This is a genomic window from Niveispirillum fermenti, from assembly GCF_052474395.1.
The window spans coordinates 2860249-2887211 of record NZ_CP156681.1 but is presented as its reverse complement, the minus strand read 5'-3'; the positions used below and the strand labels follow the sequence as shown (position 1 = coordinate 2887211).

The 26963-nt window shown below is 65.2% G+C and carries 25 protein-coding genes; 9 read left to right on the top strand and 16 right to left on the bottom strand.

Annotated features, from left to right (window positions below; all coding sequences use genetic code 11):
• Positions 1–6 precede the first annotated feature (6 nt).
• Positions 7–1284 (bottom strand): pentapeptide repeat-containing protein, encoded by a 1278-nt coding sequence (locus ABC728_RS24580; protein WP_416620083.1) that lies wholly within the window; start codon positions 1282–1284, stop codon positions 7–9.
• A gap of 312 nt (positions 1285–1596) precedes the next feature.
• Between ABC728_RS24580 and ABC728_RS24575 the strand changes: the two genes are divergently transcribed.
• Complete coding sequence (locus ABC728_RS24575) at positions 1597–5094, top strand: indolepyruvate ferredoxin oxidoreductase family protein (protein WP_416620084.1); 3498 nt, start codon at positions 1597–1599, stop codon at positions 5092–5094.
• 65 nt (positions 5095–5159) lie between these two features.
• On the opposite strand, the gene ABC728_RS24570 is transcribed toward ABC728_RS24575, so the two are convergent.
• Complete coding sequence (locus tag ABC728_RS24570; RefSeq protein ID WP_416620085.1) at positions 5160–6131, bottom strand: magnesium transporter CorA family protein; 972 nt, start codon at positions 6129–6131, stop codon at positions 5160–5162.
• A 151-nt stretch (positions 6132–6282) separates the two neighbouring features.
• Between ABC728_RS24570 and ABC728_RS24565 the strand changes: the two genes are divergently transcribed.
• Positions 6283–6834 (top strand): septation protein A, encoded by a 552-nt coding sequence (locus ABC728_RS24565; protein WP_445376529.1) that lies wholly within the window; start codon positions 6283–6285, stop codon positions 6832–6834.
• A 158-nt stretch (positions 6835–6992) separates the two neighbouring features.
• The gene (locus ABC728_RS24560) at positions 6993–7337 is read left to right on the top strand and encodes a hypothetical protein (protein ID WP_416620087.1); all 345 of its coding nucleotides are present in this window, start codon (positions 6993–6995) and stop codon (positions 7335–7337) included.
• 112 nt (positions 7338–7449) lie between these two features.
• On the opposite strand, the gene ABC728_RS24555 is transcribed toward ABC728_RS24560, so the two are convergent.
• Genes ABC728_RS24555 through sdhC form a run of 4 tightly spaced genes read right to left on the bottom strand, consistent with a single transcriptional unit; the run spans position 7450 to position 10860 of the window.
• On the bottom strand, positions 7450–8232 hold the full coding sequence (locus tag ABC728_RS24555; RefSeq protein ID WP_416620088.1) for a succinate dehydrogenase iron-sulfur subunit: 783 nt from the start codon (positions 8230–8232) through the stop codon (positions 7450–7452).
• Between the two features lie 27 nt (positions 8233–8259).
• A complete protein-coding gene (sdhA, locus tag ABC728_RS24550) occupies positions 8260–10050 on the bottom strand; it encodes a succinate dehydrogenase flavoprotein subunit (protein ID WP_416620089.1) in 1791 nt (596 codons plus the stop codon).
• 4 nt (positions 10051–10054) lie between these two features.
• A complete protein-coding gene (gene sdhD, locus ABC728_RS24545; protein ID WP_416620090.1) occupies positions 10055–10450 on the bottom strand; it encodes a succinate dehydrogenase, hydrophobic membrane anchor protein in 396 nt (131 codons plus the stop codon).
• 11 nt (positions 10451–10461) lie between these two features.
• Entirely contained in the window at positions 10462–10860 is a 399-nt protein-coding gene (sdhC, locus tag ABC728_RS24540) for a succinate dehydrogenase, cytochrome b556 subunit (protein ID WP_416620091.1), read from the bottom strand.
• 262 nt (positions 10861–11122) lie between these two features.
• Here sdhC and ABC728_RS24535 point away from each other — a divergent pair, with 262 nt between their 5' ends.
• Positions 11123–11884, top strand: coding sequence for a GNAT family N-acetyltransferase (locus tag ABC728_RS24535; RefSeq protein WP_416620092.1), 762 nt, complete (start codon positions 11123–11125; stop codon positions 11882–11884).
• Between the two features lie 33 nt (positions 11885–11917).
• On the opposite strand, the gene gpmA is transcribed toward ABC728_RS24535, so the two are convergent.
• From gpmA to ABC728_RS24510, 5 genes are all read right to left on the bottom strand, one after another.
• A complete protein-coding gene (gene gpmA, locus ABC728_RS24530; RefSeq protein WP_416620093.1) occupies positions 11918–12607 on the bottom strand; it encodes a 2,3-diphosphoglycerate-dependent phosphoglycerate mutase in 690 nt (229 codons plus the stop codon).
• 142 nt (positions 12608–12749) lie between these two features.
• Positions 12750–14897: a TonB-dependent receptor gene (locus tag ABC728_RS24525; protein ID WP_416620094.1), complete on the bottom strand. Its 2148-nt coding sequence runs from the start codon at positions 14895–14897 to the stop codon at positions 12750–12752.
• Positions 14898–15116: 219 nt separating this feature from the next.
• Entirely contained in the window at positions 15117–16334 is a 1218-nt protein-coding gene (locus tag ABC728_RS24520; protein ID WP_416620095.1) for a pentapeptide repeat-containing protein, read from the bottom strand.
• A gap of 223 nt (positions 16335–16557) precedes the next feature.
• Positions 16558–16821, bottom strand: a complete 264-nt coding sequence (locus ABC728_RS24515) for a hypothetical protein (protein ID WP_416620096.1) — start codon at positions 16819–16821, stop codon at positions 16558–16560.
• Between the two features lie 50 nt (positions 16822–16871).
• Complete coding sequence (locus tag ABC728_RS24510) at positions 16872–17207, bottom strand: Mpo1-like protein (protein ID WP_416620097.1); 336 nt, start codon at positions 17205–17207, stop codon at positions 16872–16874.
• A 151-nt stretch (positions 17208–17358) separates the two neighbouring features.
• On the opposite strand from ABC728_RS24510, the gene ABC728_RS24505 reads away from it, so the two are divergent.
• Positions 17359–18387: an aspartate-semialdehyde dehydrogenase gene (locus ABC728_RS24505; RefSeq protein WP_416620098.1), complete on the top strand. Its 1029-nt coding sequence runs from the start codon at positions 17359–17361 to the stop codon at positions 18385–18387.
• Between the two features lie 131 nt (positions 18388–18518).
• Here ABC728_RS24505 and ABC728_RS24500 read toward each other — a convergent pair whose 3' ends face one another.
• Together ABC728_RS24500 and pdxY are read right to left on the bottom strand one after the other, a co-directional pair.
• Positions 18519–18929, bottom strand: a complete 411-nt coding sequence (locus tag ABC728_RS24500; RefSeq protein WP_416620099.1) for a hypothetical protein — start codon at positions 18927–18929, stop codon at positions 18519–18521.
• 80 nt (positions 18930–19009) lie between these two features.
• Complete coding sequence (gene pdxY, locus ABC728_RS24495; RefSeq protein ID WP_416620100.1) at positions 19010–19873, bottom strand: pyridoxal kinase PdxY; 864 nt, start codon at positions 19871–19873, stop codon at positions 19010–19012.
• Positions 19874–20044: 171 nt separating this feature from the next.
• On the opposite strand from pdxY, the gene ABC728_RS24490 reads away from it, so the two are divergent.
• Both ABC728_RS24490 and ABC728_RS24485 read left to right on the top strand, forming a co-directional pair.
• Complete coding sequence (locus ABC728_RS24490; protein WP_416620101.1) at positions 20045–21751, top strand: methyl-accepting chemotaxis protein; 1707 nt, start codon at positions 20045–20047, stop codon at positions 21749–21751.
• A gap of 97 nt (positions 21752–21848) precedes the next feature.
• Complete coding sequence (locus ABC728_RS24485; protein ID WP_416620102.1) at positions 21849–22712, top strand: HpcH/HpaI aldolase/citrate lyase family protein; 864 nt, start codon at positions 21849–21851, stop codon at positions 22710–22712.
• A gap of 136 nt (positions 22713–22848) precedes the next feature.
• Here the strand turns inward: ABC728_RS24485 and gatA are convergent, their stop codons facing one another.
• Both gatA and gatC read right to left on the bottom strand, forming a co-directional pair.
• Positions 22849–24330 carry an Asp-tRNA(Asn)/Glu-tRNA(Gln) amidotransferase subunit GatA gene (gene gatA, locus ABC728_RS24480; protein WP_416620103.1) on the bottom strand — a complete coding sequence of 494 codons (1482 nt, stop codon included), beginning with the start codon at positions 24328–24330 and terminating at the stop codon, positions 22849–22851.
• Positions 24330–24632 carry an Asp-tRNA(Asn)/Glu-tRNA(Gln) amidotransferase subunit GatC gene (gene gatC / locus ABC728_RS24475; RefSeq protein WP_416620104.1) on the bottom strand — a complete coding sequence of 101 codons (303 nt, stop codon included), beginning with the start codon at positions 24630–24632 and terminating at the stop codon, positions 24330–24332. Before gatC ends, gatA begins: the two co-directional genes overlap by 1 nt.
• A gap of 94 nt (positions 24633–24726) precedes the next feature.
• On the opposite strand from gatC, the gene ruvX reads away from it, so the two are divergent.
• Entirely contained in the window at positions 24727–25269 is a 543-nt protein-coding gene (gene ruvX, locus ABC728_RS24470) for a Holliday junction resolvase RuvX (protein ID WP_445376528.1), read from the top strand.
• Between the two features lie 41 nt (positions 25270–25310).
• Here ruvX and ABC728_RS24465 read toward each other — a convergent pair whose 3' ends face one another.
• Positions 25311–25850, bottom strand: coding sequence for a GNAT family N-acetyltransferase (locus tag ABC728_RS24465; RefSeq protein ID WP_416620106.1), 540 nt, complete (start codon positions 25848–25850; stop codon positions 25311–25313).
• Between the two features lie 293 nt (positions 25851–26143).
• On the opposite strand from ABC728_RS24465, the gene ABC728_RS24460 reads away from it, so the two are divergent.
• Positions 26144–26917, top strand: coding sequence for a TerB family tellurite resistance protein (locus ABC728_RS24460; protein ID WP_416620107.1), 774 nt, complete (start codon positions 26144–26146; stop codon positions 26915–26917).
• Positions 26918–26963 lie beyond the last annotated feature (46 nt).

Here is a 26963-nt window from a genome sequence, read left to right as displayed (position 1 = left end):
TCGGCGTCAGTCGATCCGGGCCCGCCGCAGTTCGGGCGCCGATCGCGCCTTGCCGTCCAATATGGCGCCGCGCAGGTCGGCGGCGGCGAAATTGGCGTTGGTGAAGCTTGCACCCTCCAGACGGGCCTTGCGCATGACCGCGCCACGGGCATCGGTCCCCGCCAGGTTGGCTTCCCGCAGGTCCGCCGGCCAGTCGCGGTCCAGTGACTTTCCGTCTGCGTCGCGCAGCGGGACGGGACCAAACTGCGTATCCAGCAGGCTTGCCTCCCGCAGGTCGGCCCGGAAGAGGTTGGCCCCGTCGAATACGGCGTCGCGCAGTTCCGCCCCGCGAAAGCTGGAACCGGTGAGCTTTGCCATGCGCCACACCGATTCCCTCAGATTGGCCTTGTCGAACCGGGCATAGGTCAGTTCGGCGCCCGACAGGTCACAGCCCGTCAGGTCGGCCCCGGACAGGTCGGGCTTCAGCATCACCATGCGCTGGCCTTCCCGCCCATTGGTGATGACCCAGCGCTGGTGCTCCGCGATGGCATCGCGCAGGAGGGCGGACAGCTTGCCGCGATCGGCGCTGAAACGTGCGCCGTCGGTGTAGGCCGCCTTGAAGTTGGCGTCGGTGGGGCAGACATTGCGCAGCCGGGCATCGCGCAGGTCGGCGCGGGCGAAATTGGCACCGGCAACCTGGGCATTGTCCAGGATGGCGCCTTTCATTTTTGCTTCGGTGAAATTGCTTCCCCGCAGATCGGCGCCTGACAGGTTGGCCGCGAACAGATGCGCGCCGGCCAGGTCGGCGCCAGCCAAGTTGACATTGCGCATGTCGGCCCCCGACAGGTCGGCCCCGGCCAGTGAGGCATTGGCCATATCGGCATTGCTCAGGTTGGCCGTCTGGATGACCTTCTGCTGGACCTTGCCGACCCAGATGACAAGCTGACCCTGGCGCAGGTCGGCACGGTCGAACCGGCTCTGTCGCAGATTGGCGCCGGCCAGGTTGATCCCGCGCAGGTCGGCGGAGACCAGGCTGGCGCTTTCCATATCGGCCCTGGCCAGGTTGGCGCCGAACAGGTCGGCCCCATCCAGGAGGGAAGCGCGCAGATGCGCTTCCTCCAGGTTGACCCCGCTCAACAGGGCCGTTCGCATGTCGGCACCATCAAGCTGCCCGCCACGCAGTTCCAGTGACTTCAATTCCAGCCGTCTGCCGCCCGGCCGGCCTTCCAGGTAGCGCTGATGCAGGATCAGCGATTGCCGCAGCGCCTGTTCCGTGGTCACCGACAATTCCAATCCGGCCGACAAATTCACATCATGGAAACCATATTTACTCCCACCGCATCGGGACGGGCGCATCCTTCCACCTGACCCGATGCATAGGGTCTTTGCCGATTCTCGCCCGCGTCGGACCCACCATGGCGATGTTGCACTGCACCACCGCAATGCGGCAGCAATATTGCCCTATTATGGCGGGCCATCCTGCATCAATCGGTCGGGAAAGCGCGGAATCGGGTTCTAAAATAAGTCAGTAGAACTGACCTATTTTGTGGGTTACCGTGATGTTAATCCGGGTCATTATTCGGGCCGTATGTGTCGGCCCGAAAGGGGAGGGTTCCGATGGCTGATGCCGCCCGCGCGCTTGCGACCGTTTCGCTGGACGATAAATACGCCTTGGAGCAGGGGCGTGTCTTCATGACAGGCACCCAGGCTCTGGTGCGGCTGCCCATGCTGCAAAGGCAGCGTGACCAGACCGCGGGCTTGAACACGGCCGGCTTCATTTCCGGTTATCGCGGGTCACCACTGGGTGCCTATGATCAGGCGCTGTGGCAGGCCCGCAAGTTTCTGGGGCGCGGCGGCATCCATTTCCAGCCCGGCGTGAACGAGGAACTGGGCGCCACGGCCGTCTGGGGCAGCCAGCAGGTGAACCTGTGGCGGGGCGCCAAGGTCGATGGCGTGTTCGGCATCTGGTACGGCAAGGGCCCCGGCGTGGACCGGTCCATCGATGCCATCAAGCATGCGAATTTTGCGGGCACCAGCCGGCATGGCGGCGTGCTGGCCTTCGCCGGCGATGATCACAGCTGCAAATCCTCCACCCTGCCGCACCAGTCGGATCAGGCCTTCATCCATGCCTTCATGCCGACCATCAATCCGGCCGGTGTCCAGGAGTTCCTGGATCTGGGCCTGGCGGGCTTCGCCCTGTCGCGCTATGCCGGCGCCTGGGTCGGGTTCACCTGCATCGCCGACACGATCGACACCACGGCCATCGTCGATATCGATCCGCGACGTGTGCAATTGCAGGTGCCGACCGATTTCGAACTGCCGCCCGGCGGCCTGAACATCCGGCTGCATGACACGCCGTTGATCCAGGAAGCCCGGATGATCGATTGGAAGCTGGACGCCGCCCGCGCGTTTGCCCGCGCCAATCGTCTGGACAAGGTGGTGTTCGGCCATGCCGCCCCGCGTCTCGGCCTGATCACCATCGGCAAATCCTATCTGGATGTGCGCCAGGCGCTGGATGAGCTTGAAATCAACGAGGAGATGGCCACGCAGTGGGGTCTGGGCATCTACAAGGTGGCCATGGCCTGGCCGCTGGAGCCGGTGGGCCTGCGCGATTTCGCGCATCCGGCCGAGGAACTGCTGGTCGTGGAGGAAAAGCGTTCCGTCCTGGAAAGCCAGATCAAGGAACAGCTATTTCACTGGGATCGCCGCCCGCGCGTCCTGGGCAAGACCGACGAGATGGGCAAGCCGCTGTTCACGGAGAAGGCGGAACTGAGCCCCGTGGATATCGCCCGCGTGCTGGCGGCCCGCATCCTGGCCTTCGGGCCGAACGAGTATGTGTCGGAGCGCCTGGCCCGTATGGAACACCGGGTGCGGCAGAATACGCCTTCATCCACTGTGGTGCGCACCCCGTTCTTCTGTTCCGGCTGCCCGCACAATACCTCCACCCGCCTGCCCGAGGGCAGCCGTGGTCTGGCCGGCATCGGCTGCCATTACATGGTCACCTGGATGGGCCGCAGCACCGATGTGTTCAGCCAGATGGGCGGCGAGGGCGTGCAGTGGATCGGCCAGTCGAACTTCACCGAGGAAGGGCACGTCTTCGCCAATCTGGGGGACGGCACCTATTTCCATTCCGGCATCCTTGCCGTGCGTGCGGCCGTGTCGGCCAAGGTGAACATCACCTACAAGATTCTTTACAATGACGCGGTCGCGATGACGGGCGGCCAGCCTGTGGACGGCACCCTGTCGGTCTACGACATCGCCCAGCAACTGGATGCGGAGGGCGTGTCGCGCATCGTGGTGGTCAGCGACGGGCCGGAGAAATACGGGCTGGGCCGGGGTCTGCCGCATGGCACCAAGGTGTTCCATCGTGATGAACTGGATCAGGTTCAGCGGGACCTGCGACAGGAGAAGGGCGTCACGGTCCTTATTTATGAACAGACCTGTGCGGCGGAAAAGCGTCGTCGTCGCAAGCGGAACAAGTACCCCGATCCCGCGCGGCGCGTGGTGATCAACGAACTGGTCTGCGAAGGCTGCGGTGATTGTTCGGCCAAGTCATCCTGCCTGTCCGTGGTGCCGGTGGAAACGGAGTTCGGCCGGAAGCGCCAGATCGACCAATCCTCCTGCAACAAGGATTTCTCCTGCCTGAAGGGCTTCTGCCCCAGCTTCGTGACGGTGGAGGGTGGCGCGCTGAAGAAGCCCAAGCCGGCTGCCGTGAAGGGCGAGGATTGGGGAGTGCTGCCGGAGCCGGAGATCAGTCCCCTGGACAAGCCCTGGAACATCCTGGTCACCGGTATCGGCGGGACGGGCGTGGTCACCATCGGCGCCATCCTGGGTATGGCGACCCATCTGGAAGGCCGCGGATTCACCGCCATGGACATGGCGGGCCTGGCCCAGAAGGGCGGTTCGGTGACCAGTCACCTGCGGATCGCTGAACGGCCCGATCAGATCCACGCGAACCGCATTGTCGCCGGCGGGGCTGACCTTGTCCTGGCCTGTGACATCGTGGTGGCCGCCAATGCCGATGCCCTGTCGAAGATGGCGCCCGGCCGCACCCATGCCGTGGTCAATACGGCGGAGACGATGACGGCTGCCTTCATCAGCAATCCGGACGCCACGGTGCCGTCCGCCGGCCTGACGCGCACCATCGCATCCGGCGTGGGCGGTGCCGATGCGGTGTCGGCCATCGATGCCGCACGGATCGCCACGGCGCTGTGCGGTGACAGCATCGCCACCAACATGTTCATGCTGGGCTATGCCTGGCAGAAGGGGCTGGTCCCGACCACCGCCGCGGCGATCGAAAAGGCTATCGAGATGAACGGGGCGGCCGTGAAGATGAATACGGACGCCTTCCGCTGGGGCCGCCGTGCCGCCGTCGATCCGGCCCGCGTCATCGCCGCTGCGACCCCGAAGCCGGACAAGTCGGGTGCCTTCGGCCACCGCCGCGCGTCGGAGACTCTGGCGGAAATGGTGGAACGCCGTGTCGCCTATCTGACCGACTATCAGGATGCCGCCTATGCCGGCCGTTACAAGGCGCTGGTTACCCGCGTGCAGGCCGTGGAAACGGAACGCACGCCGGGTCGCGACGGCCTGTCGCGTGCCGTCGCCCGCTATCTGTTCAAGCTGATGTCCTACAAGGACGAGTACGAGGTGGCACGGCTTTACAGCGACGGCCGTTTCCAGGCGCAGATCGCCGCCCAGTTCGAGGGCGATTACAAGCTGAAATTCCATCTGGCCCCGCCGGCCACCGCCCTGCGTGATCCCGTGACAGGCCACCTGAAGAAGCAGGAATTCGGGCCGGCCATGATGCTGGGTTTCAAGCTGCTGGCGAAGATGAAGGGCTTGCGCGGCGGCAGCCTGGATGTCTTCGGCCGCAACCCGGAACGGGTGATGGAACGTCAGCTCATCACTGACTATATCGCGGTGGTGGAGGAACTGCTGGCCGGCCTGTCCCCCGCCAATGCCCTTCTGGCCGTGGAAATTGCCTCGGTGCCGGAAAATATCCGCGGTTTCGGCCACGTGAAGGATGAGCATCTGGCCAAGGCCAAGGCGGAAGAGGCGGAATTGCTGGCCCGCTGGCGCCGTCCGCTGGCACCCATCAGTGCCGCGGCGGAATGATCCGCCAAACCTGCCCTTGTTTCTCCTGACCGCTGCGCGAAAGCAGGCGGCCAGGAGAAATGGCCCTACAGCCAGCCGCGCCGCTTGAAGTAAAGGAACGGCACGATCACCGACATCACCATCAGCGCCAGGGCCATCGGATAGCCGTAGGGCCAGTCAAGCTCGGGCATGAAGTGGAAATTCATGCCATAGATGCTGGCAACCAGTGTCGGCGGCAGGAAGACCACGGCCGCCACGGAAAAGATCTTCACGATATTGTTCTGTTCGATCCCCACGACTCCCAGCAGCGCATCCAGCTGGAACGCGATGTTGGATGACAGGAAGGCCGTGTAGTCGGCCAGCGATTGCGCGTCCTGGCCCAGCGTCTTCAACCGGGGGCGCAGCCCCTTGTCATTGGCCAGTTCGCGCACGGTGGCGGTGAAGGCGATGATGCGGGTGAGGGTGACCAGGCTTTCCCGTGCCTTGGCCGTCAGGTCGTGGGCGCGGGAAACCCGCTTCAGCAGCAGATGCTGCTGATCGGAATTCAGGTGCCCCTGATGCCCGTCGATCAGTTCCTGCGCCACGGCGGTGACATCGCGCCCTGCACCCTCCAGCACATCGGCGATCCGGTCCAGGATGGCGTCCAACAGGGACAGGAAGGCCGACACGCCGCTGTCCAGCCGCACGCTTTGCCGGGACACCTGATTGTGGAAGCCGTAGAACGGCTTGGGATCATCAAACCGCAGGGTGATCAGCGTCTCCCCCGTCAGGACGAAGGTGATGTCCATCGTTTCCGGCACGGGCGCATCGGCGCGGCACAGGACGGTGGCTGTCATGAAGGCCCCGCCCGCCTCGCGGTAAAGCCGGCTGGACAGTTCGATCTCGCGCATCTCCTCGCGCGTCGGAAGCTCGATCCCGAAGGTCTGCTCGACCAGGCGCCTTTCGGCGGCGCTGGGCGCGTTCAGGTCGATCCAGCAGGATTGCCGCAGCGCGTCCGGCCCCGGCGTGCCGTCCACCGCCTCGTTTCGACCTGCGACCATGCGGTAGGCACGGATCATCGGCCTTCTCCCCCGCAAAGAAAACATCCCGCTCCTCGGGCTTTACTCCTTTCATAGGGCGGGGGAAAGCGAAGTTTCATGCCTTGAACGGCAACTCCGCACTGGTGCGGCGCGATGGTTACAGGTACAGCTTGCGCCCATGAATCCCTTGTTGCGCCTGGCATTGGAGGCGGGGCCGCTGGCCCTGTTCTTCGTCATCAATTCCCGCTATGGCCTGATGGCCGGTACGGGTGTCTTCATGGCCGCCACCAGTGTGGCTTTGGCCGCAAGCTGGCTGCTTGAACGGCGCCTGCCGGTCATGCCGGTGGTCGGCTGCTTCTTCGTGCTGGTCTTTGGCGGCCTGACACTGTGGCTGAACGACGAACTGTTCATCAAGATCAAGCCGACGGTCGTCAATCTGCTGCTGGCAGGTACGCTGTTTGCGGGCCTGATTCTGAAGCGCAACCTGCTGAAGGTGGTGCTGGGGGCCGCGCTGGAGATGACGGAGACGGGCTGGCGTATCCTGACCGTGCGCTGGGCCTGGTTCTTCCTGGCGCTGGCCCTGCTGAACGAGATCGTCTGGCGCAGCTTCGGCACGGAGATGTGGGTGAATTTCAAGGTGTTCGGCATCATGCCGTTGTCCATCGCCTTTTCCCTGGCCCAGATCCCCGTGATCATGAAGCATCAGGTGCAGCCGGCCGAAGGCGACGGCAGCGGGGCCTGAACGCGCATGGCGGCGCAACGCACCATTTACCGTTCAGCGACGCGGGCGCCCTGTTCATTTCACAAGAAATTCAATCGGTAACGGCCGGGTAACGCTGGTTGCGCCGTGCTGCTGCCCGTCGGCATGATCGCCCCGTCACGAATATGATGGGGGTTCAGATGTCGCGTACCATCCGGGGTTCCGGTCTTGCCATGCTGGCCATTGCGGCTATGGGCTTGTTGGGGGCTTGTTCCATCAAGGTCAATGAGGGCGATGCGGAACGGGGGGCCTACAGCACGCCGCGCACGGCAACGGATGTCTGCCGGCGGGAGGTACACCGCAGCTATGGCGACCGATACCGTATTTCCTTCGATCTGCCGGAATTGTCGACGAGCGGCACCCTCCAGACCGTGTACCAGCCCTTCACCATCGTGAGCCGCAAGGACAGTTTCGAGGGTCCGCAGCGGCGTGCCCTGCGCTGCACCCTGGCCGACGGCATCCTGACCCAGGCTGTTCCGGGCTGATCACCGCCTTCAAAACGGTATTTTGTCAGGGAAGGCGGCTGGAACATGACAAAGAAAAAGCCGCCGGGGGTATCCCCGGCGGCTTTGCCTGTCGATACCCGTTGCGTGCCGGTCAGGCGGCGCGGGCGGCCATCAGCTTCTTGATCTCGGCGATGGCCTTGGCCGGGTTCAGACCCTTCGGGCAGGTCTGGGTGCAGTTCATGATCGTATGGCAGCGATAGAGGCGGAACGGATCCTCCAGCGCGTCCAGACGCTCACCCGTCATTTCATCGCGGCTGTCGGCGATGAAGCGATAGGCCTGCAGCAGAACCGCCGGACCCAGATAGCGGTCGCCGTTCCACCAGTAGCTGGGGCACGACGTGGTGCAGCAGAAACACAGGATGCATTCGTAGAGACCATCCAGCTTCTCCCGCTCTTCCGGGCTTTGCAGCCGTTCGCGCGAGGGGGCTGTGCTCTGCGTCTGCAGCCAGGGCTTGATGGAGGCCAGCTGCGCATAGTTCTGGTTCAGGTCGGGGACAAGGTCCTTCACCACCGGCTGGTGTGGCAGCGGGTAGATCTTGACGTCGCCCTTCACCTCGCCGATCGGCTTCAGGCAGGCCAGCGTGTTGCGCCCGTCGATATTCATGGCGCAGGAACCGCAGATGCCCTCGCGACAGGAACGGCGGAAGGTCAGGGTGCTGTCGACATCGTTCTTGATGTGGATCAGCGCGTCCAGAACCATGGGACCGCACTTGTCCAGGTCGATTTCGTACTTGTCTTCCCGCGGGTTCTCGCCGCTGTCGGGATCGTAACGATAAATACGGAAGGTGCGGGTGCGCTTGGCATCCGCAGAAGCCGACTTGACGGTCTTGCCGGGCACGACCTTCGAGTTGGCGGGCAGGGAGAATTCAGCCATGGATGAAGCCCTCTCAGATCGTGACGCTTAGTAGACGCGCTTCTTCGGCGGGAACACTTCCACCTCGTTCGTCAGGGTGTAGAGATGGACCGGGCGATAGTCGATGGTCGGCTTGCCCGTCTCGTCCACCCAGACGGTGGTGTGCTTCATCCAGTTCTCGTCGTCACGCTCGCTGAAATCCTCGCGGGCATGGGCGCCACGGGATTCCTGGCGGTTGGCGCCGGAATTGATGGTGGCGACGGCCTGATACATCAGGTTGTCCAGCTCCAGCGCCTCCACCAGATCGCTGTTCCAGATCATGGAGGTGTCGGTCACCTGCACATCCGGACGCTTGGCCCAGACCTGGCGCATCATCTCCACGCCCTCGTTCAGCACCTCGCCGGTGCGGAAAACGGCGCAGTTGTTCTGCATGATCCGCTGCATCTCCAGACGCAGATGGGCAACGCGCGTGCCGCCCTTGGCGAAGCGGGCCTTGTCCAGACGGGCCAGCGCCTTGTCGGTGCTGTCGTTGGAAATGGTCTTGTGCGGGGCGCCCTTGGTGACGATTTCGGCCGCGCGGATGGCGGCCGAACGGCCGAACACCACAAGGTCGAGCAGCGAGTTGGAACCCAGGCGGTTGGCGCCATGCACCGACACGCAGGCGGCCTCGCCGATGGCCATCAGGCCGGGCACCACCTGATCGGGGTTCTCGGCCGTCGGGCGGATCACCTCGCCGCGATAGTTCGTCGGGATGCCGCCCATGTTGTAATGGACGGTCGGCAGGACCGGGATCGGCTCCTTGGTCACATCCACGCCGGCGAAGACGCGGGCCGACTCGGCGATGCCGGGCAGGCGGGCATGGATGACTTCCGGCGCGAGATGCTCCAGATGCAGATGGATATGGTCCTTGTGTTCGCCGACGCCGCGACCCTCGCGGATCTCGATCGTCATGGACCGGCTGACCACATCGCGGCTGGCCAGGTCCTTGGCGGACGGGGCGTAACGCTCCATGAAGCGCTCGCCGGCGCTGTTGGTCAGGTAACCGCCTTCACCGCGCGCACCTTCGGTGATCAGGCAGCCGGACCCATAGATGCCGGTCGGGTGGAACTGCACGAACTCCATGTCCTGCAAGGGCAGGCCGGCGCGCAGCACCATGCCGCCGCCGTCGCCCGTGCAGGTATGGGCCGAGGTGGCGGAGAAATAGGCGCGGCCATAGCCGCCGGTGGCCAGCACCGTCTGGTGGCCGCGGAAGCGATGGATGGTGCCATCGTCCAGGTTCCAGGCCAGCACGCCCCGGCACACGCCTTCCTCGTCCATCAGCAGGTCGAGGGCGAAATATTCGATGAAGAATTCGGCATGGTGGCGCAGGCTCTGCTGATAGAGCGTATGCAGCATGGCATGGCCGGTACGGTCGGCGGCCGCGCAGGTGCGGTATGCCTGGCCCTTGCCATATTCGGTGGTCATGCCGCCGAAGGCGCGCTGGTAGATCTTGCCCTCGGCCGTGCGGCTGAAGGGCACGCCCTGATGTTCCAGCTCGATGATGGCGGGGATGGCCTCGCGCACCATATATTCGATGGCGTCCTGGTCGCCCAGCCAGTCCGACCCCTTGACGGTGTCGTACATATGGTAGCGCCAGTCGTCATTGCCCATATTGCCAAGGGCGGCCGAGATGCCGCCCTGTGCCGCCACGGTATGGCTGCGGGTGGGGAACACCTTGGTGATGCAGGCGGTCTTCAGCCCCTTTTCGGCCATGCCGAAGGTAGCGCGCAAACCGGCGCCGCCGGCGCCGACGACAACCACGTCATATTCGTGATCGATGATCTTGTAAGCGGTCGCCATGATGTCAGGCTCCGAAAGCGATCTTCAGGACGGCGAAGGACGAGGCCAGGAACAGCACCAGCGCCAGACCCTTGGTCAGCGCGATGGCGGTCAGCTTGGCCAGCTTGCCTTGGATGTAATCCTCGTACACTTCCTGCATGCCATAGGCGGCATGGTGGAAGGTGAAGCCCAGGAACAGCACGGTCAGGATGACCGGATAGGGCTGCTTGAAGGTGGCGATCACCTGTTCATAGGGCGCGCCGACAAGGCAGAGGACCTGGATGACGAAAAGGATGGTCAGCACGGCAAGCCCGGCCGCGCCGATGCGGTAGGCCAGCCAGTGGTGAACGCCCGACTTGGCGGGGCCCAGGCCGCGAGCGCGGCCGATGGGCGAGCGGAAGCTGTTGGTATCGTTGGCCATCTTGTCCCCCGTCAGACCGCGAAAGCCACGACCCAGGTCACCACGGTCGCCACGACGGCACCGCCGATGACCAGCTTGGCGCTGGAATAGGACTGTTCCAGGGACAGCATCCGGCCGCCGTCCCAGATCAGGTGGCGCAGGCCGTTCAGCAGGTGGTACCAGAGCGCCGCCGTCCAGCCGAACATCAGCAACAGGCCGATGGGCGAGGCGATGAAGCCGCTGGCCGTCGCGTAGGCATCCGGGCCGGCGGCGGCGGCGACCAGCCACCAGACCAGCAGCAGCGTGCCAACGGTCAGCCCCACGCCGGTGATGCGGTGGGCGATGGAGGTCAGGGCCGGCAAGGGTAGCCGGTAGACCTGCAGGTGGGGGGACAAGGGCCGTTGCCGTCGGGCCGCAGGCGTGTCGGTCATCTCTCTTTCGTCCTTGGTGTGTGCCGGGGTGGGATCCCGCACCGCTCCCCCGCCAGGGGCGCGACGCCCGGCGGGGTATCCGCCGGCGACTTTTGAGACAAAGAAATCGCCCGAGTGACTTACGCCTAACCCCCGCCTGCGTCAACGCTTCGGCGGTGCGGCAATGGTCGTGTCGGCCCCCCGACCTTGGCATGGCGCCCTTGTTTTTCAGCATGGCAGCATATGACCGGCCCATTTCTTGGCGAGGGAGGCTCCGGGTTCCATGCTTTCACCCGACCGCATCGATGACATCGCCCTGCTGGAAGACCTGGCGATGACCGCCTGGCCGGCACCGCGCCGGATGGTCCACCGCGGCTGGGCGGTCTATTTCGCCGATGGCCATACGGGAAGGGCCAATTCGGCCAATGCCCTGGTGCCGATGGCAGCGATGGATGACGACGGCATCCTGGCCGTGGAACAGGCCTATCGCCGCCAGTCCCTGCCGCCCATGTTCCGCCTGACGCCCCTGTCGCCGCCCGGGTTGCTGGGCCGCCTGCTGCTGCGTGGTTATACCGTGGCCAGCGAGAGCCATGTGCTGTGGCGGGAACTGGCGGGGGACGGGTTTGAACACGCATTCGACAGGGATGTGCATGTTTTGAGCGGTTTTCATCCGGCCTGGCTGGATGCTTACCGCACGATGGTGCCCGTTCCGGATCAGGAGATGCCGGCCCTGACGTCCATCCTGTCGGCCATAACGGCCGATGCCCGTTTCGCCCTGCTGATGCAGGACGGGGTGCCCGTGGCCGCCTGCATGGCCGTGATCGACCGCGGCTGGGCGGGCTTCTTCAAGGTTGCCGGCCGGCCCGACCAGCGGGGCCGGGGATATGGCCGCCGGCTGATGTCGGACATGATGGTCCGGGCCGCGGCCGACGGCGCGACGGGCGCCTATCTTCAGGTGGGCACCGGCAATGCACCGGCCCTGGCCCTTTATCGCCGCCTGGGGTTCCAGGGGCTCTATGATTACGCCTATGCCAGAAAGGGTTGACGGGGCGGGCAGGACGCCGCCCCGTCCCGGGCATCAATCCAGGAAGTACCGGTCGCGCGCCTTCAGGTCGGCATCCAGTTCATAGATGATGGGCTTGCCCGTCGGGATCTCGAACTGCACGATCTCCTCGTCGCCCATGCCCGACAGATACTTGACCAGGCCGCGCAGGCTGTTGCCATGGGCGGCGACCAGCACGCGCTTGCCGGCCTTCACCTGCGGGGCGATGACCTCGGTCCAGTAGGGGACGACGCGGGCCACGCAATCCTTCAGGCTTTCGGTGCGCGGCAACTGATCCTTGGAGAGGTCGGCATAGCGCGGATCGGCGTCGGGCAGCCGCTCGTCATCCTCTGCCAGGACCGGGGGGGCGATGTCGTAGGAGCGGCGCCAGATCTTGACCTGGTCGGCCCCGTGCTTGGCCGCCGTCTCCGTCTTGTTCAGGCCCTGCAGGCCGCCATAATGCCGCTCGTTCAGGCGCCAGTTCTTGTATTGCGGCACCCAGATGCGGTCCATCGCCTCCAGCGCCAGATTGCTGGTCTTGATGGCGCGCTTCAGCAGGGATGTGTGGCAGATGTCGAAATCGAAGCCGGCGGCCTGCAGCTTCACGCCGGCTTCCTTGGCTTCCTCCACCCCCTGCGGCGACAGGTCGACGTCGGTCCAGCCCGTGAACAGGTCTAGCTGGTTCCAGACGCTCTGGCCATGGCGGATCAGGACAAGCTTCGTCATCTCCCACATTCCCTTGCATATCGCCCCGCGCGGGGCGGATTGGTGCCGGCCAGCGTCCTAGCATAGACCGCCGGCCGGCACCAATGTCCGTTCCAGGGGGAACGGATGCCGTCCCCGCCGGGAACAGGGGCGATCCTTCCGGTCAGAAGCCCGCGCGCATGGAAACGCGGATATCGCGGCCGGGCTGCGGCAGCATGTCCTTCAGGAAGGAGGTGCTGTACCGCACCTCCTCGTTCGTCAGGTTGCGGCCCTCCAGCAGCAGGGTAATATCCTGGCTGGGGAAGGGGTGCCAGTCGACCGAGGCGTTGAAGACCGTCGAACTGTCGGTCGGCAACTCAAAGCCGGCTGTTCGCTTCTGCCTGTCCGTCCAGACCATCTCGACATGGGCGGCGATGCTCGACAGTTCCACCCCCAGGCCCGTGCGCAGCGACAGGGCGGGGATGTGGGGCAGGGGCGTATCGTTGGAACGGTCCGTGGCGCGGACATAATCCAGGCCCGCATCCCAGATCACCGCCAGGCTGTCGTTGCGCAGCAGCGTGGCGGCGGCTTCCAGTTCCACGCCCCAGAAACGGGCGTCGGTGGCGGTGAACTGCGCCACCGGCAGGCCGTCATCCTCCGCGCCGGTGAAGCGCTCATAGATGAAATCGCCATAGTCTGTCAGGAACAGGTTGATCGAGCCCGTGACCGGGCCGCCGGACTTCCGGATCGTGGCTTCCACCCCCAGTGCCGTCTCCTTGCCCAGTGTTGGGTCGCCCAGCTCATAGGTGCTGGTGGCCAGATGCGGTCCGTCAGACAGCAATTCCTCTGCGTTCGGGGCGCGTTCGGTCCGTGACAGGCTGATGCCCGTCATCCAGCCATTGCCCAATTGCCGCGAAGCGCCGGCGGAGACGGAGAAGGTCGTGAAGTCGCGGTCGAACCCGATGCTGTCGGCCTTCACCTCCTGCTGCTCCAGGCGGAAGCCACCCTCCAGGGCGAAGGGGGCCAGGTCCAGCCGTTGCAGGGTGAAGACACCCATCTGCACCGTATCGCTGGGCGGCACGAAGGCTTCCTCGCCAATGGCCTCGAAATCGCGCTTGGAAGCCTGCACACCCATGGCCCCGGACAGGTTGCCGAACGCCTTCTGCACGAATTCCAGGCGGCCTTCCCAGCCCGTGTTCAGGAAGCGGGTTCCGACCTCGTCGCCCTCAAACTCCTTGTGTTCGTAATCCGCCCAGCCGAAGCGGATGCGCGTCGTCTGAAACAGGGCGAAGGGCTGGTTGATCTCCCCCATCAGGTCCACGCGGGTCTGGGCCAGGCCGATGCGCACGGGGCCTTCCTCACTATGGTCATGGTCGTGATCATCGTCGTGGTCATGATCATGATCATGATCATGATCGTGGCCGTCGGCGTGGGTGTGGCCGGCGGCGATGCCGTACTTGCTCTTGAAGCGGCTGACACTGACGCCCATGAAGCCCCAATCGGCGATATGGGACAGGCCGGCCGTCGCCCCCTTCTGGGTCAGGTCGCTGTTGGCGACCCGGCCGCGGGCCGGCTCCTCGTTCTCATGCTCGTGATCATGATCATGGTCATGGTCATGGTCATGGTCCTCGGCGGCGCGCAGGGCGCGGGATTCCAGGAAGCCCGGCACCTTGTAATCATTCGTCCGGCGCCAGAATCCATCCAGATGCAGGACGAACGGGCCGCTCAGCTTGGCATCGACCGCTGCCGCCAGCGAGCGCTCGTCGGCATTGCTGCCCAGGCCCAGCCGGACGAAGCCATCCGCACCGTCCTTGGGCTCGGCGATGGGAATGCGTCCGTCCAGGACATTGACGACGCCCCCCATGGCATTGTTGCCATAAAGCAGGGTGGCCGGCCCGCGCAGCACCTCCACCCGCCTGGCCGTGGCCAGATCGAGCGCCGGGGCATGGTCGGGGCTGGTGCTGCTGGCATCGATGCTGCCGATGCCACCGGATAGGATACGGATACGATCACCGCCCTGGCCCCGGATCACGGGGCGTGATGCGCCCGGGCCAAAGGCCGTCTGCGACACGCCCGGCAGACGGTCCAGCGCTTCGCCCAGGGTGGTGGACAATGCGCGGTCCAGGGCTTCGCCGGACAGGGACGAGGCGCCCTGCAGGATATCGAATTGACGTGTACCCATAGGGGAGGCAGTGACGATGATCTCATCCACGCGATCATGCGTACTGGACGCATCCGCCATCTGTTCCTGGGCCATGACCGGTAGGGCCGTGAACATGCCGCCCATCACGGCGGCCAAAGCCATCCCCCGGGCGAACCTGACCTGTCGCATCGCTGAAATCCAATTACGTTATAACATAACAATTGCATAATCCCGGCGATGCGACAGGTCAAGTGCGAGATGATGGCGCAAGGCGGCCTTGCGCCAACCGGGGATTGGCGCCGTGACGGGCGTGGCCACACACTGTTGCGGCGCATCGTGCGCGCATGGATGTCGTGGGTACCGGGGATTTGAGGCACGGTGATCGGATGCGATCACCGGGAAACGGCATCAATCGTGCCGGGCTTGGCTGAAATTGGCGCCTTCCAGTTCGGCACCGTCCAATTTCGCGCCGCGCAGGTCGGCACCGGTGAAATCGGCTCCCTTTGCCACGACCCCGCGCAGATCGGCGTTGCGCAGGTCGGCCCCCTGGAGGCGGGCCCCGGATAGCCGGGTCGCCCAGCGTCTGTCGGGCATGTCAGCGCTGACCAGCGGGGTCAGGTTGGCTCCTTGCAAGAAGGCGCCGCCCAGATGGGCGCGTTCCAGGTTGGCCCCGCGCAGGTCGGCGCCGTCCGCGTGGCTGTCCCGCAGATCGGAACATTCCAGATCGGCCATGACCAGACATGCATTGGTCCAAAGGGACCGGCGCGCCAGCGTGAAGGGGAAGCGGGCCGCGGTCAGATTGTGGCCCCTGAAATCCTGGCCCATCAGGTCGCGGCCACTGAAATCCCCGCGCTTGCCGTTGCGGCCGGCACTCAACACCCATTCCGCATGGGCGGCCAGCAGTACCTCCACCGTTTCCGCCCCGTCGGTGGTGCCGGGCAGCAGCGCGCCTGTGACGCGCAGGTCGGACATGGCGCGGGGGTCCAGGATGGCACCGCGGAAATTCGCCCCCTCGGCCAGGGCGTCGCGCAGGATGGCATCGGTCAGGACTGCACCGGCGAAGTCCGCCTCCTGCAATTGCGCGCCCTGCAGGTTGGCACCGTCCAGGGTGGCACCCCTGAAATTGGCACCGCGCAGGTCGGCGCCGCGCAGGTCGACCTGCCGCATGTTGGCATCGCTGAAATCGGCCTTCAGCGTGATGGCGCCATTCATCTTCGATCCGGTGAAATCGGCGGCATGGGCCAGCACGGCAGCCAGGTTGGGGATGCGGCCATCGAAGGCCTGGGGCAGGGGCTTGCCGCCACGATAGACGGCCAGCACGGCCTCCCGCACGTCGGTGTCACGCAGCTTGGCCTTCGTCAGGTCGGCCCCGCGCAGTGTGATGCCGCGCATGTCGGCCTTCGACAGGTCGGCCTGCTGCAGGTTGGCCATGCGCATGTCGGCAGCGAACAGGTTGGCGCCGGTCAGCCTTGTCTTTACCATCTGTGCCTGATCGAAGCGCGATCCGGTCAGTTCGGCGCTGCGCAGGTCCATGTTGGAAAGGTTGACGCCGCGCAGGTCGCAAAGCACGAAGATGGCTCGCTGGCCGCCGATCCGGCCTTCCATCAGCTTCACATGCTTGCGCAATGCCTCCAGCAGCTCCTCCGGGGAGGGGCGTCGCCATACCGGGTCCGCAGATGCTGGTGCCTTCTCCGCTGTCACAAGCTGTCTTTAGCCCCCGCGCACGTACCCGGTCTGGTGGCGGTCACGCCACCCCTCTACCACTATGCCAGAGGTCTTATGGGTTGCACACCAAAGTATGGGATCGAAAGAGACCTATCCACAGGTTTCCCCGACGGCGGCGGCCCCGTCAGCTCACGAACTTCCTGGCATTGGCAACCATGACTGAATACATGGTGCGGATGAAGTCCGTCGGCCGCAAGCGGCCCATCGGGATATTCTCCGAGGCGTAGGTGACCAGTTCGTCCGGCGGTTTCACCGGCACGACCTCCAGCCCCGCCCGGCGCAGGCCTTCCACCACGGATTTGGCCTGCTTGATATAATCTTCGTTGAAGAAGGTCTTGTCCGCATCCTTGATGGATTTGGCGATGATCTCCACGATCGGTTGCGGCACGGGCCTGTTCCCCAAGATGACGGCGGCTGAAGGTCGATTGCGAAGGCGTTTTAGACGCGGACGCCGGCCCGGCGCAATTCCGGTTCCAGCCGCCCGGCCACGAACAGGAAGAACATGCGATAGTCCGCGATCAGCGACCAGAGCGGGTAGGTGAAGGTGGCCGGCTTGTTGTGTTCCACCAGGGCATGCGACAGCCAGGCAAAGAAATAACCCGACAAGGGCATGCCCAGCAGATAGAGCGGTTGCATGGTGGCGCCGAACAGCACAAGGAAACCCAGTGCGATCGCGCTGCCGACGTAATGAAAGGCACGGGTCACGGGTTTGGAATGTTCACGCAGATAGAAGGGCCAGAATGCTTCGAAGGTCTGGTATTCTCGCTGTGCCATGGGTGCATTCCTCCTGCCACGTGGGCGCTGGGGACATTTTCTTGCCATCTTGATGCCCAACGAATAAGTCAGGTTGTTCACCGGGGCTTGTCAAGCCGCAACGAAGTTGCGCCGCCCCCTTCCTTCTCACATCGAATCGAGGACCGGTAAAATGGGTTACAAGGTCGCTGTCGTTGGCGCCACGGGCAATGTCGGCCGGGAGATGCTGCAGACGCTGGCCGACCGAAAATTCCCGGTGTCGGAGGTCGTGGCGCTTGCGTCGGAACGGTCTGCCGGCCAGCAGGTTTCGTTCGGCGAGGACCAGGTGCTGAAGGTGCAGGACCTGGCCCGTTTCGATTTCTCCGGCACGGATTTCGTGCTGTCTTCGCCTGGTGCCAAGATATCGGCTCAGTTCGCGCCACGCGCCGCGGAAGCCGGTGCCTGCGTGATCGACAATACCAGCCATTTCCGTATGGACCCCGATGTGCCGCTGGTCGTGCCGGAGGTCAATCCGCACCATCTGGCCGGCTGGCGCAAGAAGGGCATCATCGCCAATCCCAACTGTTCCACCATCCAGATGGTCATGGCGCTGAAGCCGCTGCATGATCTGGCCAAGATCCGCCGCGTGGTCGTTTCCACCTATCAGTCGGTGTCCGGCGGCGGCAAGGAGGCGATGGACGAGTTGTTCACGCAGACCCGCGCCATCTATGTGAACGACCCGGTGGAAAAGAAGAAGTTCACCAAGCAGATCGCCTTCAACGTCATCCCGCACATCGATGTGTTCATGGATGACGGCATGACGAAGGAGGAATGGAAGATGGTGGTGGAGACCAAGAAGATCCTCGACCCTTCCATCAAGGTCACCGCCACCGCCGTGCGTGTGCCCGTGTTCATCGGCCATTCCGAAGCGCTCAATATCGAGTTCGAGCGCCCCGTCACGGCTGACGAGGCCCGCAGGGCCCTGCGGGCGGCGCCCGGCATCTCCGTCGTCGATCACCGTGCGGACGAGGGGTATGTCACCCCGGTCGAGGTGGCGGGCGAGGACAATGTCTATGTCAGCCGCATCCGGGAGGATGCGACGATCGAAAATGGCCTGAACCTGTGGGTCGTGGCGGACAATCTGCGCAAGGGTGCGGCTCTCAACGCCGTGCAGATCGCCGAGGCGATGATCCGCGACGGCCATATCGGCCCGGCGGACTGACCCGCAGATCAAATCACGAACGGCAATCTGGCGCCGGCCTCTCCGTGGGGCCGGCGCTTTTTCTTGACCGCGCGGCCGACATGCCGGCCTGTTCTGTCAGAAAGCCACGGACCCTGGTTCGGGTGCGGCGGTCATTTCAGCCCGACGGTCAGGTCGCAGATGGTGGAGCCGACGCCGCGGTTGAAGAACCGGATGACCATGCCGCCCGCGTCGCGCACGGTCAGCACCTCGCTCTGCCCCGCGCCCAGCGAAAGCTGGCGGCCCGTGGCGGCCAGGGTGCTTTCGGTGATGGAATATTCCAGCGTGCAACGCTTGTTGCCAAGGTTCTGGAACGTCACATCGCCGGGGCCGGGGATCTTGAATTCAAAGCTCTTGCCCTGGGTGAAATCAACCCGGCCATGGCAGGGATTGTCCCGCTGCACCTCGCAGCCGAATTCGCCCTGCGGCTCCCGCAGGGGCGCCTGTGCCGCCGCCGGGGAGATGGGGGCCAAGCCGGCCAGCAGCAGCAGGGCAGTGGTCATCGCGAGGGGATGGCGGGGCATGGGTCATACACTCCTGCAAAGGCACTTGTTTCAATAGACCTGCCGGCACGGACCGGGCAAGGCCGAAACCTTCACGGATGTCAGCCGACCCGACAGGCGCCATAAAGCGTTCCCGGTGTCACAAGCTGGTCCTGCGCGGCGACGATCTGCAATTCGCGCTGCCCGCTGTCGCGGGTGGCCTGGAACACGGCATAGATCGCCGATGCCGCATGCGACAAAGCGGTCGCACCGTCCCCGTCCGTGGCCAGGAAGCGGGCCAGGAACAGGGCGGCCACACAATCGCCGGCCCCGTTGGGCAGGGGTGAAAGCTCCAGCCGGGGCGTGGCCACCAGCCAGGCCCCGTCCGGACCGTCCAGCAGCATCTCGATGCTGTTGTCGGGCGCGTCGGTGCGTGTCAGGCTGGTGACCATGACCCAGCGTGGACCCAGCGCACGGGCGGCGCGGGTCGCCCGCAGCGCGCTGGCCAGATCGGTGACGGCATGGCCCGTCAGATACTCCAGCTCGAACTGGTTGGGTGTGATGATGTCGGCCATCGGCACGGCCCGTTCGCGGAAGAATTCCGGAATGCCGGGCCGCACGAAGAAGCCGCGTCCAACATCGCCCATCACAGGATCGCAGCAGTAGAGAGCACCGGGATTGCCCGACTTGGCCCGCCCCACGGCCGACAGGACAACGTCGCCCAGTGTTGCGTCCCCCATATAGCCGCTCAGCACGGCATGCAGGCCATCCATGGCCCCGCGCGCCTCCACGCCCTTCAGCACATCGGCGATATGGTCGGGCGGCAGGACCATGCCTGTCCAGGCACCGTATCCCGTATGGTTGGAAAACTGCACCGTGTTGACGGCAATCGCATCGAAACCCAGCCTTTCCAGGGGAAAGACAGCGGCGCGGTTGCCCACATGGCCGAAGGCGACATGGGACTGGATGGTCAGGATGGTTCGCATCGTCAACACCGTTGGCCCGTTTCGCTTTCTTGCTACGCCGGGGAGCAAGGGGGCTTCAATGGCAAAAGCGTGTTGATGACACTGTGCGGTGCGTCACTGCCGTCCAAGGGCGCGTCGGGTCTTTGCTGCACTCCTGTCCCTTAGGGCTAATTCTTTTGAAAGAGATGTTCCATGCGCAGCCTGCGTGACGCCAAGATCAAGACCCGCGTGCTGATCGGGTTCGGGGTCCTGCTGACCTTGCTGGTGGTCCTGACCGGCATTGGCGTGCAGAAGGTCAGCCTGATCGATGACAGCCTGACGCGCATCAACGAGGTGAACGGTGTGAAGCTGCGCCACGCCATCAATTTCCGTGGCAGCGTGCATGACCGCGCCATTGCCCTGCGCGATGTCGTGCTGGTGGAGGATGCGGCCACCATCGACACCATCGTCGCCGACATAAAGCGGCTGGAGGCGGCCTATGCCCAGGCGGCCCGCGGCATGGACGCCATGTTTGCCGGCCGCACCGACATCCTGCCGGAGGAACGGCAGATCCTGGCCGCCATCAAGCAGATCGAGGCCCGGACCCTGCCGGGCATCGAGCGCGTCATCGAACTGCACCGCGCCGGCCAGACCCCGCAGGCGCGGGAGCTGCTGCTGGGCACGGTCCGGCTGGATCTGGCCGAATGGCTGGCCCGCATCAACCGCTTCATCGACAAGGAGGAGCAGGACAACGGCATCATCGGCGACGAGACGCGGGCACAGGCGCGGGGTTTCTCGCTGCTGATGCTGGCCGTCTGTGCCGTCTGTCTGGTGGTGGGCATCGGCATTGCCACCTGGACCGTGCGGGCCATTCTGCCGCTGCGCCGCCTGACCGAGGGCATGTTGCGGCTGGCCAACGGTGACCTTGGCACCGAGATCCCCGATGCCGTGTCGGGCAACGAGGTTGGCGACATTACCCGTGCCGTGCAGGTCTTCAAGCGCAATGCCATCGAGGCCGGCCGTCTGCGGGAAGAACAGGCGGCCGCAGAGGAAAGGTCAAAGGTCGCCCGGCAGGCCGAAATGCAGGCCCTGGCCCGGCGGTTCGAGGATGATGTCCAGGCCGTCGTGACGGCGGTGGGCCAATCCTCCACCCATATCCGGCAATCGGCGGAGCGGCTTCGCAGCACGGCGGGCAATGCGGAAGAACGGGTGGACACGGTGGAGCATTCCGCCACCCAGGCCACGGACAATGTGCAGGCCGTGGCCGCCGCGGCGGGGCAGCTTGCCACCTCCATCCGCGAAATCGCCCGCCAGATCGAGGAAAGCGCTGCCAGCACCCGCCGCGCCGCCGACCAGGCCGCCATGACCAACGGCATCGTGGACGGGCTTTCGGAAAGGGCCGAGCGGATCGGCGATGTGCTGGGCCTGATCTCGGATATCGCCTCCCAGACCAACCTGCTGGCCCTGAATGCCACGATCGAGGCGGCGCGTGCCGGAGAGGCGGGCAAGGGTTTTGCCGTCGTGGCGTCGGAGGTGAAGAACCTGGCCGGCCAGACGGCACGCGCCACCGACGACATCGCCCAGCGCATCGCCGAAATCCAGTCGGCCACCGGCGATGCCGTGCGGGCCATCAAGGAGATCGGCACGACGGTGGAACAGGTGAACCATATCGCCGGTGCCATTGCTGCGGCCGTGGAACAGCAGAATGCGGCAACCAATGAGATCGCCCGCAGCGCACAGCAGGCGTCGCGCGGGGTGGAGACGGTCAGCCAGGCCGTTGTCGATGTGCGCGACGGTACGGCCCGCACCGGTGAGGAGTCGCGGCAATTGCTGACGGCCTCGGCCGAACTGACGGGCCATGCCGATGCGCTGAAGGCGCAGGTGGATCGCTTCCTGTTGTCTGTACGTACCGGTACGTGACCGGTCAGACGGGGTAATGCCCGCATCCGGCGGGCGTTGCCGGGCGGCTGGGTGTCGGTTACCCTCCGCCCGGCTTCAGTCAACGGGAAACAATGCCATGACCCTTCGTCCCCGCCGTTCCGCGCTCTACATGCCCGGCGCCAATGCCCGCGCCCTGGACAAGGCCCGGACGCTGGCCGCCGACGTCCTGATCCTGGACCTGGAGGATGCGGTGGCGCCTGACGCCAAGGAACAGGCCCGCGCCCAGGTGCTGGCATCCGTGCATGAAGGCGGCTATGGCAGCCGTGAACTGGTCATCCGCACCAATGGGCTCGACACCGAATGGGGTCATGCCGACCTGGCCGCCGCCGCCCTTTCAGGAGCTGATGCCGTGCTGATCCCCAAGGTGGACAGCGCCGAAGGTGTGCGTCTGGCCGACCGCGTGCTGCGTGCTGCCGGTGCGCCGGACAGCCTGCGCCTGTGGGTGATGATGGAAACGCCCCGCGCCATGCTGGCCGCAGGTGAGATCGCCGGGGCATCCGCGCGCCTGGAATGCCTGGTCATGGGCACGTCGGACCTGACCAAGGACCTGAACGCGCTGCCCACGCGCGACAGGCTGCCCATGGTGACCAGCCTGGGCCTGTGCCTGCTGGCGGCCCGCGCCTATGGCCTGACGGCACTGGACGGGGTGCATGTCGATCTGGACGATGCGGACGGTCTGGCCGCATCCTGCCGCCAGGGTCGGGAACTGGGCTTCGACGGCAAGACCCTGATCCATCCAAAGCAGTTGGACGCCGCGAACACCGCCTTCGCGCCCACCTCGGAAGAGGTTGCCCGCGCCCGCCGCATCATCGATGCCCATGCAAGCGCGGTGGCGGAAGGCAAGGGTATAACCCTGGTCGATGGCAAGCTGGTGGAAGCGTTGCATGTGGAGACGGCGCGGCGCGTGGTGGCGCTGGGCGAGGTCGTCGGCATTTCGTGACCGGCGAAACGCTCAAACCAGGGGCATGCCGAAAAGCAGGATGCCCGCCTTCACCACCGGATGAAGGCGGGCATCGGACTGGGCGCCCTCAAACGGCCCCCTCCGGCCGGATAAGGGCCGGCGGGGGGCAGGGCGATCAGCGGCAGAAGAAGGGCAGCGGTTGCGGGCCGGCGGCCTTTTCCATCACCTCGGCCACGCGCAGCAGCGTCTCTTCGTCAAACGGCCGGCCGATAAGCTGGAGACCCAGCGGCAGCCCGTCCGACGCCAGACCCGCCGGCACGGAAATACCCGGCAGGCCGGCCAGGCTGGCCGGCACCGTGAACACGTCGTTCAGGTACATGGCGATCGGGTCGTCCTGTTTCTCCCCGATGGCGAAAGCGGTGCTGGGGGCCGTGGGGGTCAGCAGGATGTCGCACTGTTCGAACGCCTTGGCGAAATCCTCCGCGATACGGGCGCGGACCTTCTGGGCCTTCAGATAATAGGCGTCGTAATAGCCGGCCGACAGCACATAGGTGCCGATCAGGATGCGGCGGCGCACTTCCTTGCCGAAGCCCTCGCCACGGGTATTCTCGTACATCTCCGCCAGGTCCTTGCCCTCGACCCGCAGGCCGAAGCGGACGCCATCATAGCGGGCGAGGTTGGAGGAGCATTCGGCGGGGGCGACGACGTAATAGGTGGCCAGCGCGTACTTGGTGTGGGGCAGGCTGACCTCCACCGGCGTGGCGCCGGCTTCCTTCAACCAGTCGATGCCCTGCTGCCAGACACGCTCGATCTCCGCCGGCATGCCATCGACGCGGTATTCCCGGGGAATGCCCACGCGCAGGCCGCGAATGTCCCCCGTCAGCGAGGCCAGCAGGTCCGGCATCTTCATGTCGACGGACGTGCTGTCCTTGGGGTCGAAGCCAGCCATGCTCTGCAGCATCAGGGCCGCATCGCGCACGGTGCGGGTCATGGGGCCCGCCTGGTCCAGCGAACTGGCGAAGGCGATGGTGCCCCAGCGGGAGCAGCGACCATAGGTGGGCTTGCAGCCCACGATACCGGTGAAGCTGGCCGGCTGACGGATCGACCCGCCCGTGTCTGTGCCCGTCGCGGCGATGGCGAAGCGGCCGGAGACCGATGCGGCGGACCCGCCCGACGAGCCGCCGGGCACCAGCTTACGCTCCGCACCAGCCGGGTCCTTGGCGGTCCAGGGGTTCAGCACGGGGCCGTAATAGCTGGTGATGTTGGCCGAACCCATGGCGAATTCGTCCAGGTTCAGTTTGCCCAGCATCACGGTGCCGTCACGGAACAGATTTTCCGTGATCGTGCTTTCATAGGTCGGCTTGAACCCGTCCAGGATATGGCTGGCGGCCGTGGTCAGCACGCCCTTCGTGCAGAACAGGTCCTTGATGCCCATGGGCATGCCGTCCAGCGGCCGTGCTTCCCCCTTGGCATAGCGCGCGTCCGACGCCTTGGCCTGTTCCAGCGCGATGTCCGGCGTTTCCGTGATGAAGGCGTTCAGCGGACGCGCGGCCTCCACGGCGGCGATGTAGGCGTTGGTCAGTTCCAGCGCCGTGAAATCCTTGCTCTTCAGGCCGGCCAGGGCCTCGGACATGGAAAGATGGGTCAGGTTGGTCATTATTCGACGACCTTGGGCACGGAGAAGAAATGTTCGGCGGCGTCGGTGGCGTTGGCCACGATCTTTTCCGGATAGCCGCCATCGGTCACGATATCGGGCCGGCGGCGCAGCGTCTGGGCTGCGACCGAGGTCATCGGCTCGACCCCGTCGGTATCGACCTCGCCCAATTGCTCCACCCAATCGAGCAGCTTGTTCAGCTCGCCCGCCAGATGTTCCTGCTCCTCCGCCGGAACCTTGATGCGGGCAAGGTGGGCGATCTTCGCCACGGTCTTGGCGTCCAGGGTGGCCTTGTCCTGCGACATGGTGCTAAATCTCATCATTGCTGCGGGCTGTCGCCCCGGCCGTCCGCGTTCGGAAGACGTGGGCGCGAAAGCGTTTGGAAGCTAGCATCCCATCATGTCGATCCGCAACCTTGTGGAAATAAAAGCGGTCATGCCGCGCAACGCCCGCCTGATCGGACTGGATATCGGGGAGAAGACCATCGGCATGGCCGTATGCGATCCCGGTTTCACCGTCGCCTCGCCCATCGGCACGATCCGGCGCACGAAATTCACCCAGGACGCCCAGGAACTGGCGCGTGCCATGAAGGATCGCGACGTGCGCGGCCTGATCATCGGCCTGCCGGTGAACATGGACGGGACGGAGGGGCCGCGTTGCGACAGCGTGCGCGAATTCGCGCGCCAGATCCTGATGCGCCCGCAATTCTTCGGCAATGTGGAACCGGAAATCGCCTTCTGGGATGAAAGGCTGTCCACCAGCGCCGTCGATCGCATGATGATCGAATGGGACATGACCCGGAAGCGCCGGGACGAGGTGGTGGACAAGATGGCCGCCGCCTACATCCTGCAGGGCGCGCTGGATTACATGAAGCGTGCGGAACAGGAAGCGGCCCCGGACGCTGATGCGGATGATGCGGATGATGACGGGGGGCGGGGCTGATGCCTGTCCCGGGCCGGTGATGACCGCTGCCGGCCGGTGGTTCAGGCCGCGCGGGGCAGGGCGGCCGGCTCCAGCATCATGGTGAGGGCGCTGCCCCCCTGGTCCATGGCCTCCGCCGTCAGGGAGAAGACATCGGCCGGGGCCAGCATGAAAACGCATCGCACGTCGCCGCCGTCGAACCGGACCTGGGCCGACAGGCGGCCGGCGATGCGCAGCATGCGGTGATTGTCGCCCAGACAGTGAAGCTCGATGGCGCGGATGCCGCGGTTGCGGGCCATGGTCATGGCCCGGCGGACCATCATTCTGCCCAGCCCCCGGTTCTGCCAGCCATCCTCGATGGAGATCGCCAGCTCGGCCCGGCCGTCATCGACGCCAAGCTCCACGGCCCCGCGGACCTGCCCGCCGCACAGGGCGACCAGTACGAGGGACCGGCCCCAGTCGATCCGGCCGACATGGCTGCGCACGACATCGTCGCAAACCCCACCCATGAAGCGGGCACGGCGGTCTGTCTTGGACAGGCGCAGCAGATGGGCGGCATAGCGCTCGGCTTCGGCGGGCAGCAGCGGACGGAAAACGGTCATCTCTGATCAAAGCCTCAAGGGAAGGTCGGCAGGCACGCAAACGCCATCCGTCGGCCGTTCTCTCCCGTGTCCCGCTATCGCATGTGCGAGATTTTCTTGTGCGCTGCAATATATCGCCCTTGGCCCTGTCTGTGAAGGGTGGGGCTGCCATGCCCGGAATGCGGATATCAAGATTTCGGTGGCGGGTCCGTTCCAACAATATTGCAACGGGGGGCCATGCCATTATGTTCAAGGCAGCACCTACATCCAGCGACGGGCATCCAGCGACGGGCATCCAGCGACGGGGGGCGGTTTTGAGCATCTGGGGCAAGGTCATCGGTGGGGCTGCCGGATTCGCGCTGGGCGGGCCGCTGGGCGCGCTGCTCGGGGCGCTGGCGGGCCATGCCGTCGATGAATACCGCGCCGCCGAGCAGGTGCCGCGTGGTGTGGACGCCAATGGCCGCCCCGACCAGACCCAGACCATCGCCTTCACCGTCGGGGTGATCGTGCTGTCGGCCAAGATGGCCAAGGCCGACGGGGTTGTGCAGCGGGCGGAGATCGACGCCTTCAAGCGCATCTTCCAAGTCCCGGAAGGGGAGATGCGCAATGTCGGCCGCCTGTTCGATGCGGCCAAGCGCGACAGTGCCGGTTTCGAACCCTATGCGCGGCAATTGGCCCAGATGTTTCAGGACCGCCCGGCCGTGCTGGAGGAATTGCTGGCCGGGCTGTTCCATATCGCGGCGGCCGATGGGGTCGTGCATCAGGCCGAACTGGTCTTCCTGCGCCGCGTGGCCGATATCTTCGGCTTTCCCGCGGCAGAGTTCGAGCAGGTCTGGCGCCAGCATGGCGCGCATCTGGAAGGCGCGGACGAGCCCGACGCCGATCCCCATGCCGTGCTGGGCGTGGCGAGGGACGCCGATTTCGCCACCGTGAAGGCCGCCTATCGCAAGCTGGTGCGGGAGAACCATCCCGATCGGCTGATCGCCCAGGGCTTGCCGCAGGAATTCATCGACCTGGCGCAGGAAAAGATGTCGGCCCTGAACGCCGCCTATGAAAAAATCGAGCGCGCGCACCGCGAAAGAGGGTAGAAGGCGGGGCGTTGCGGCGCCGGATGGACCGGCTCCTGCCCGACAG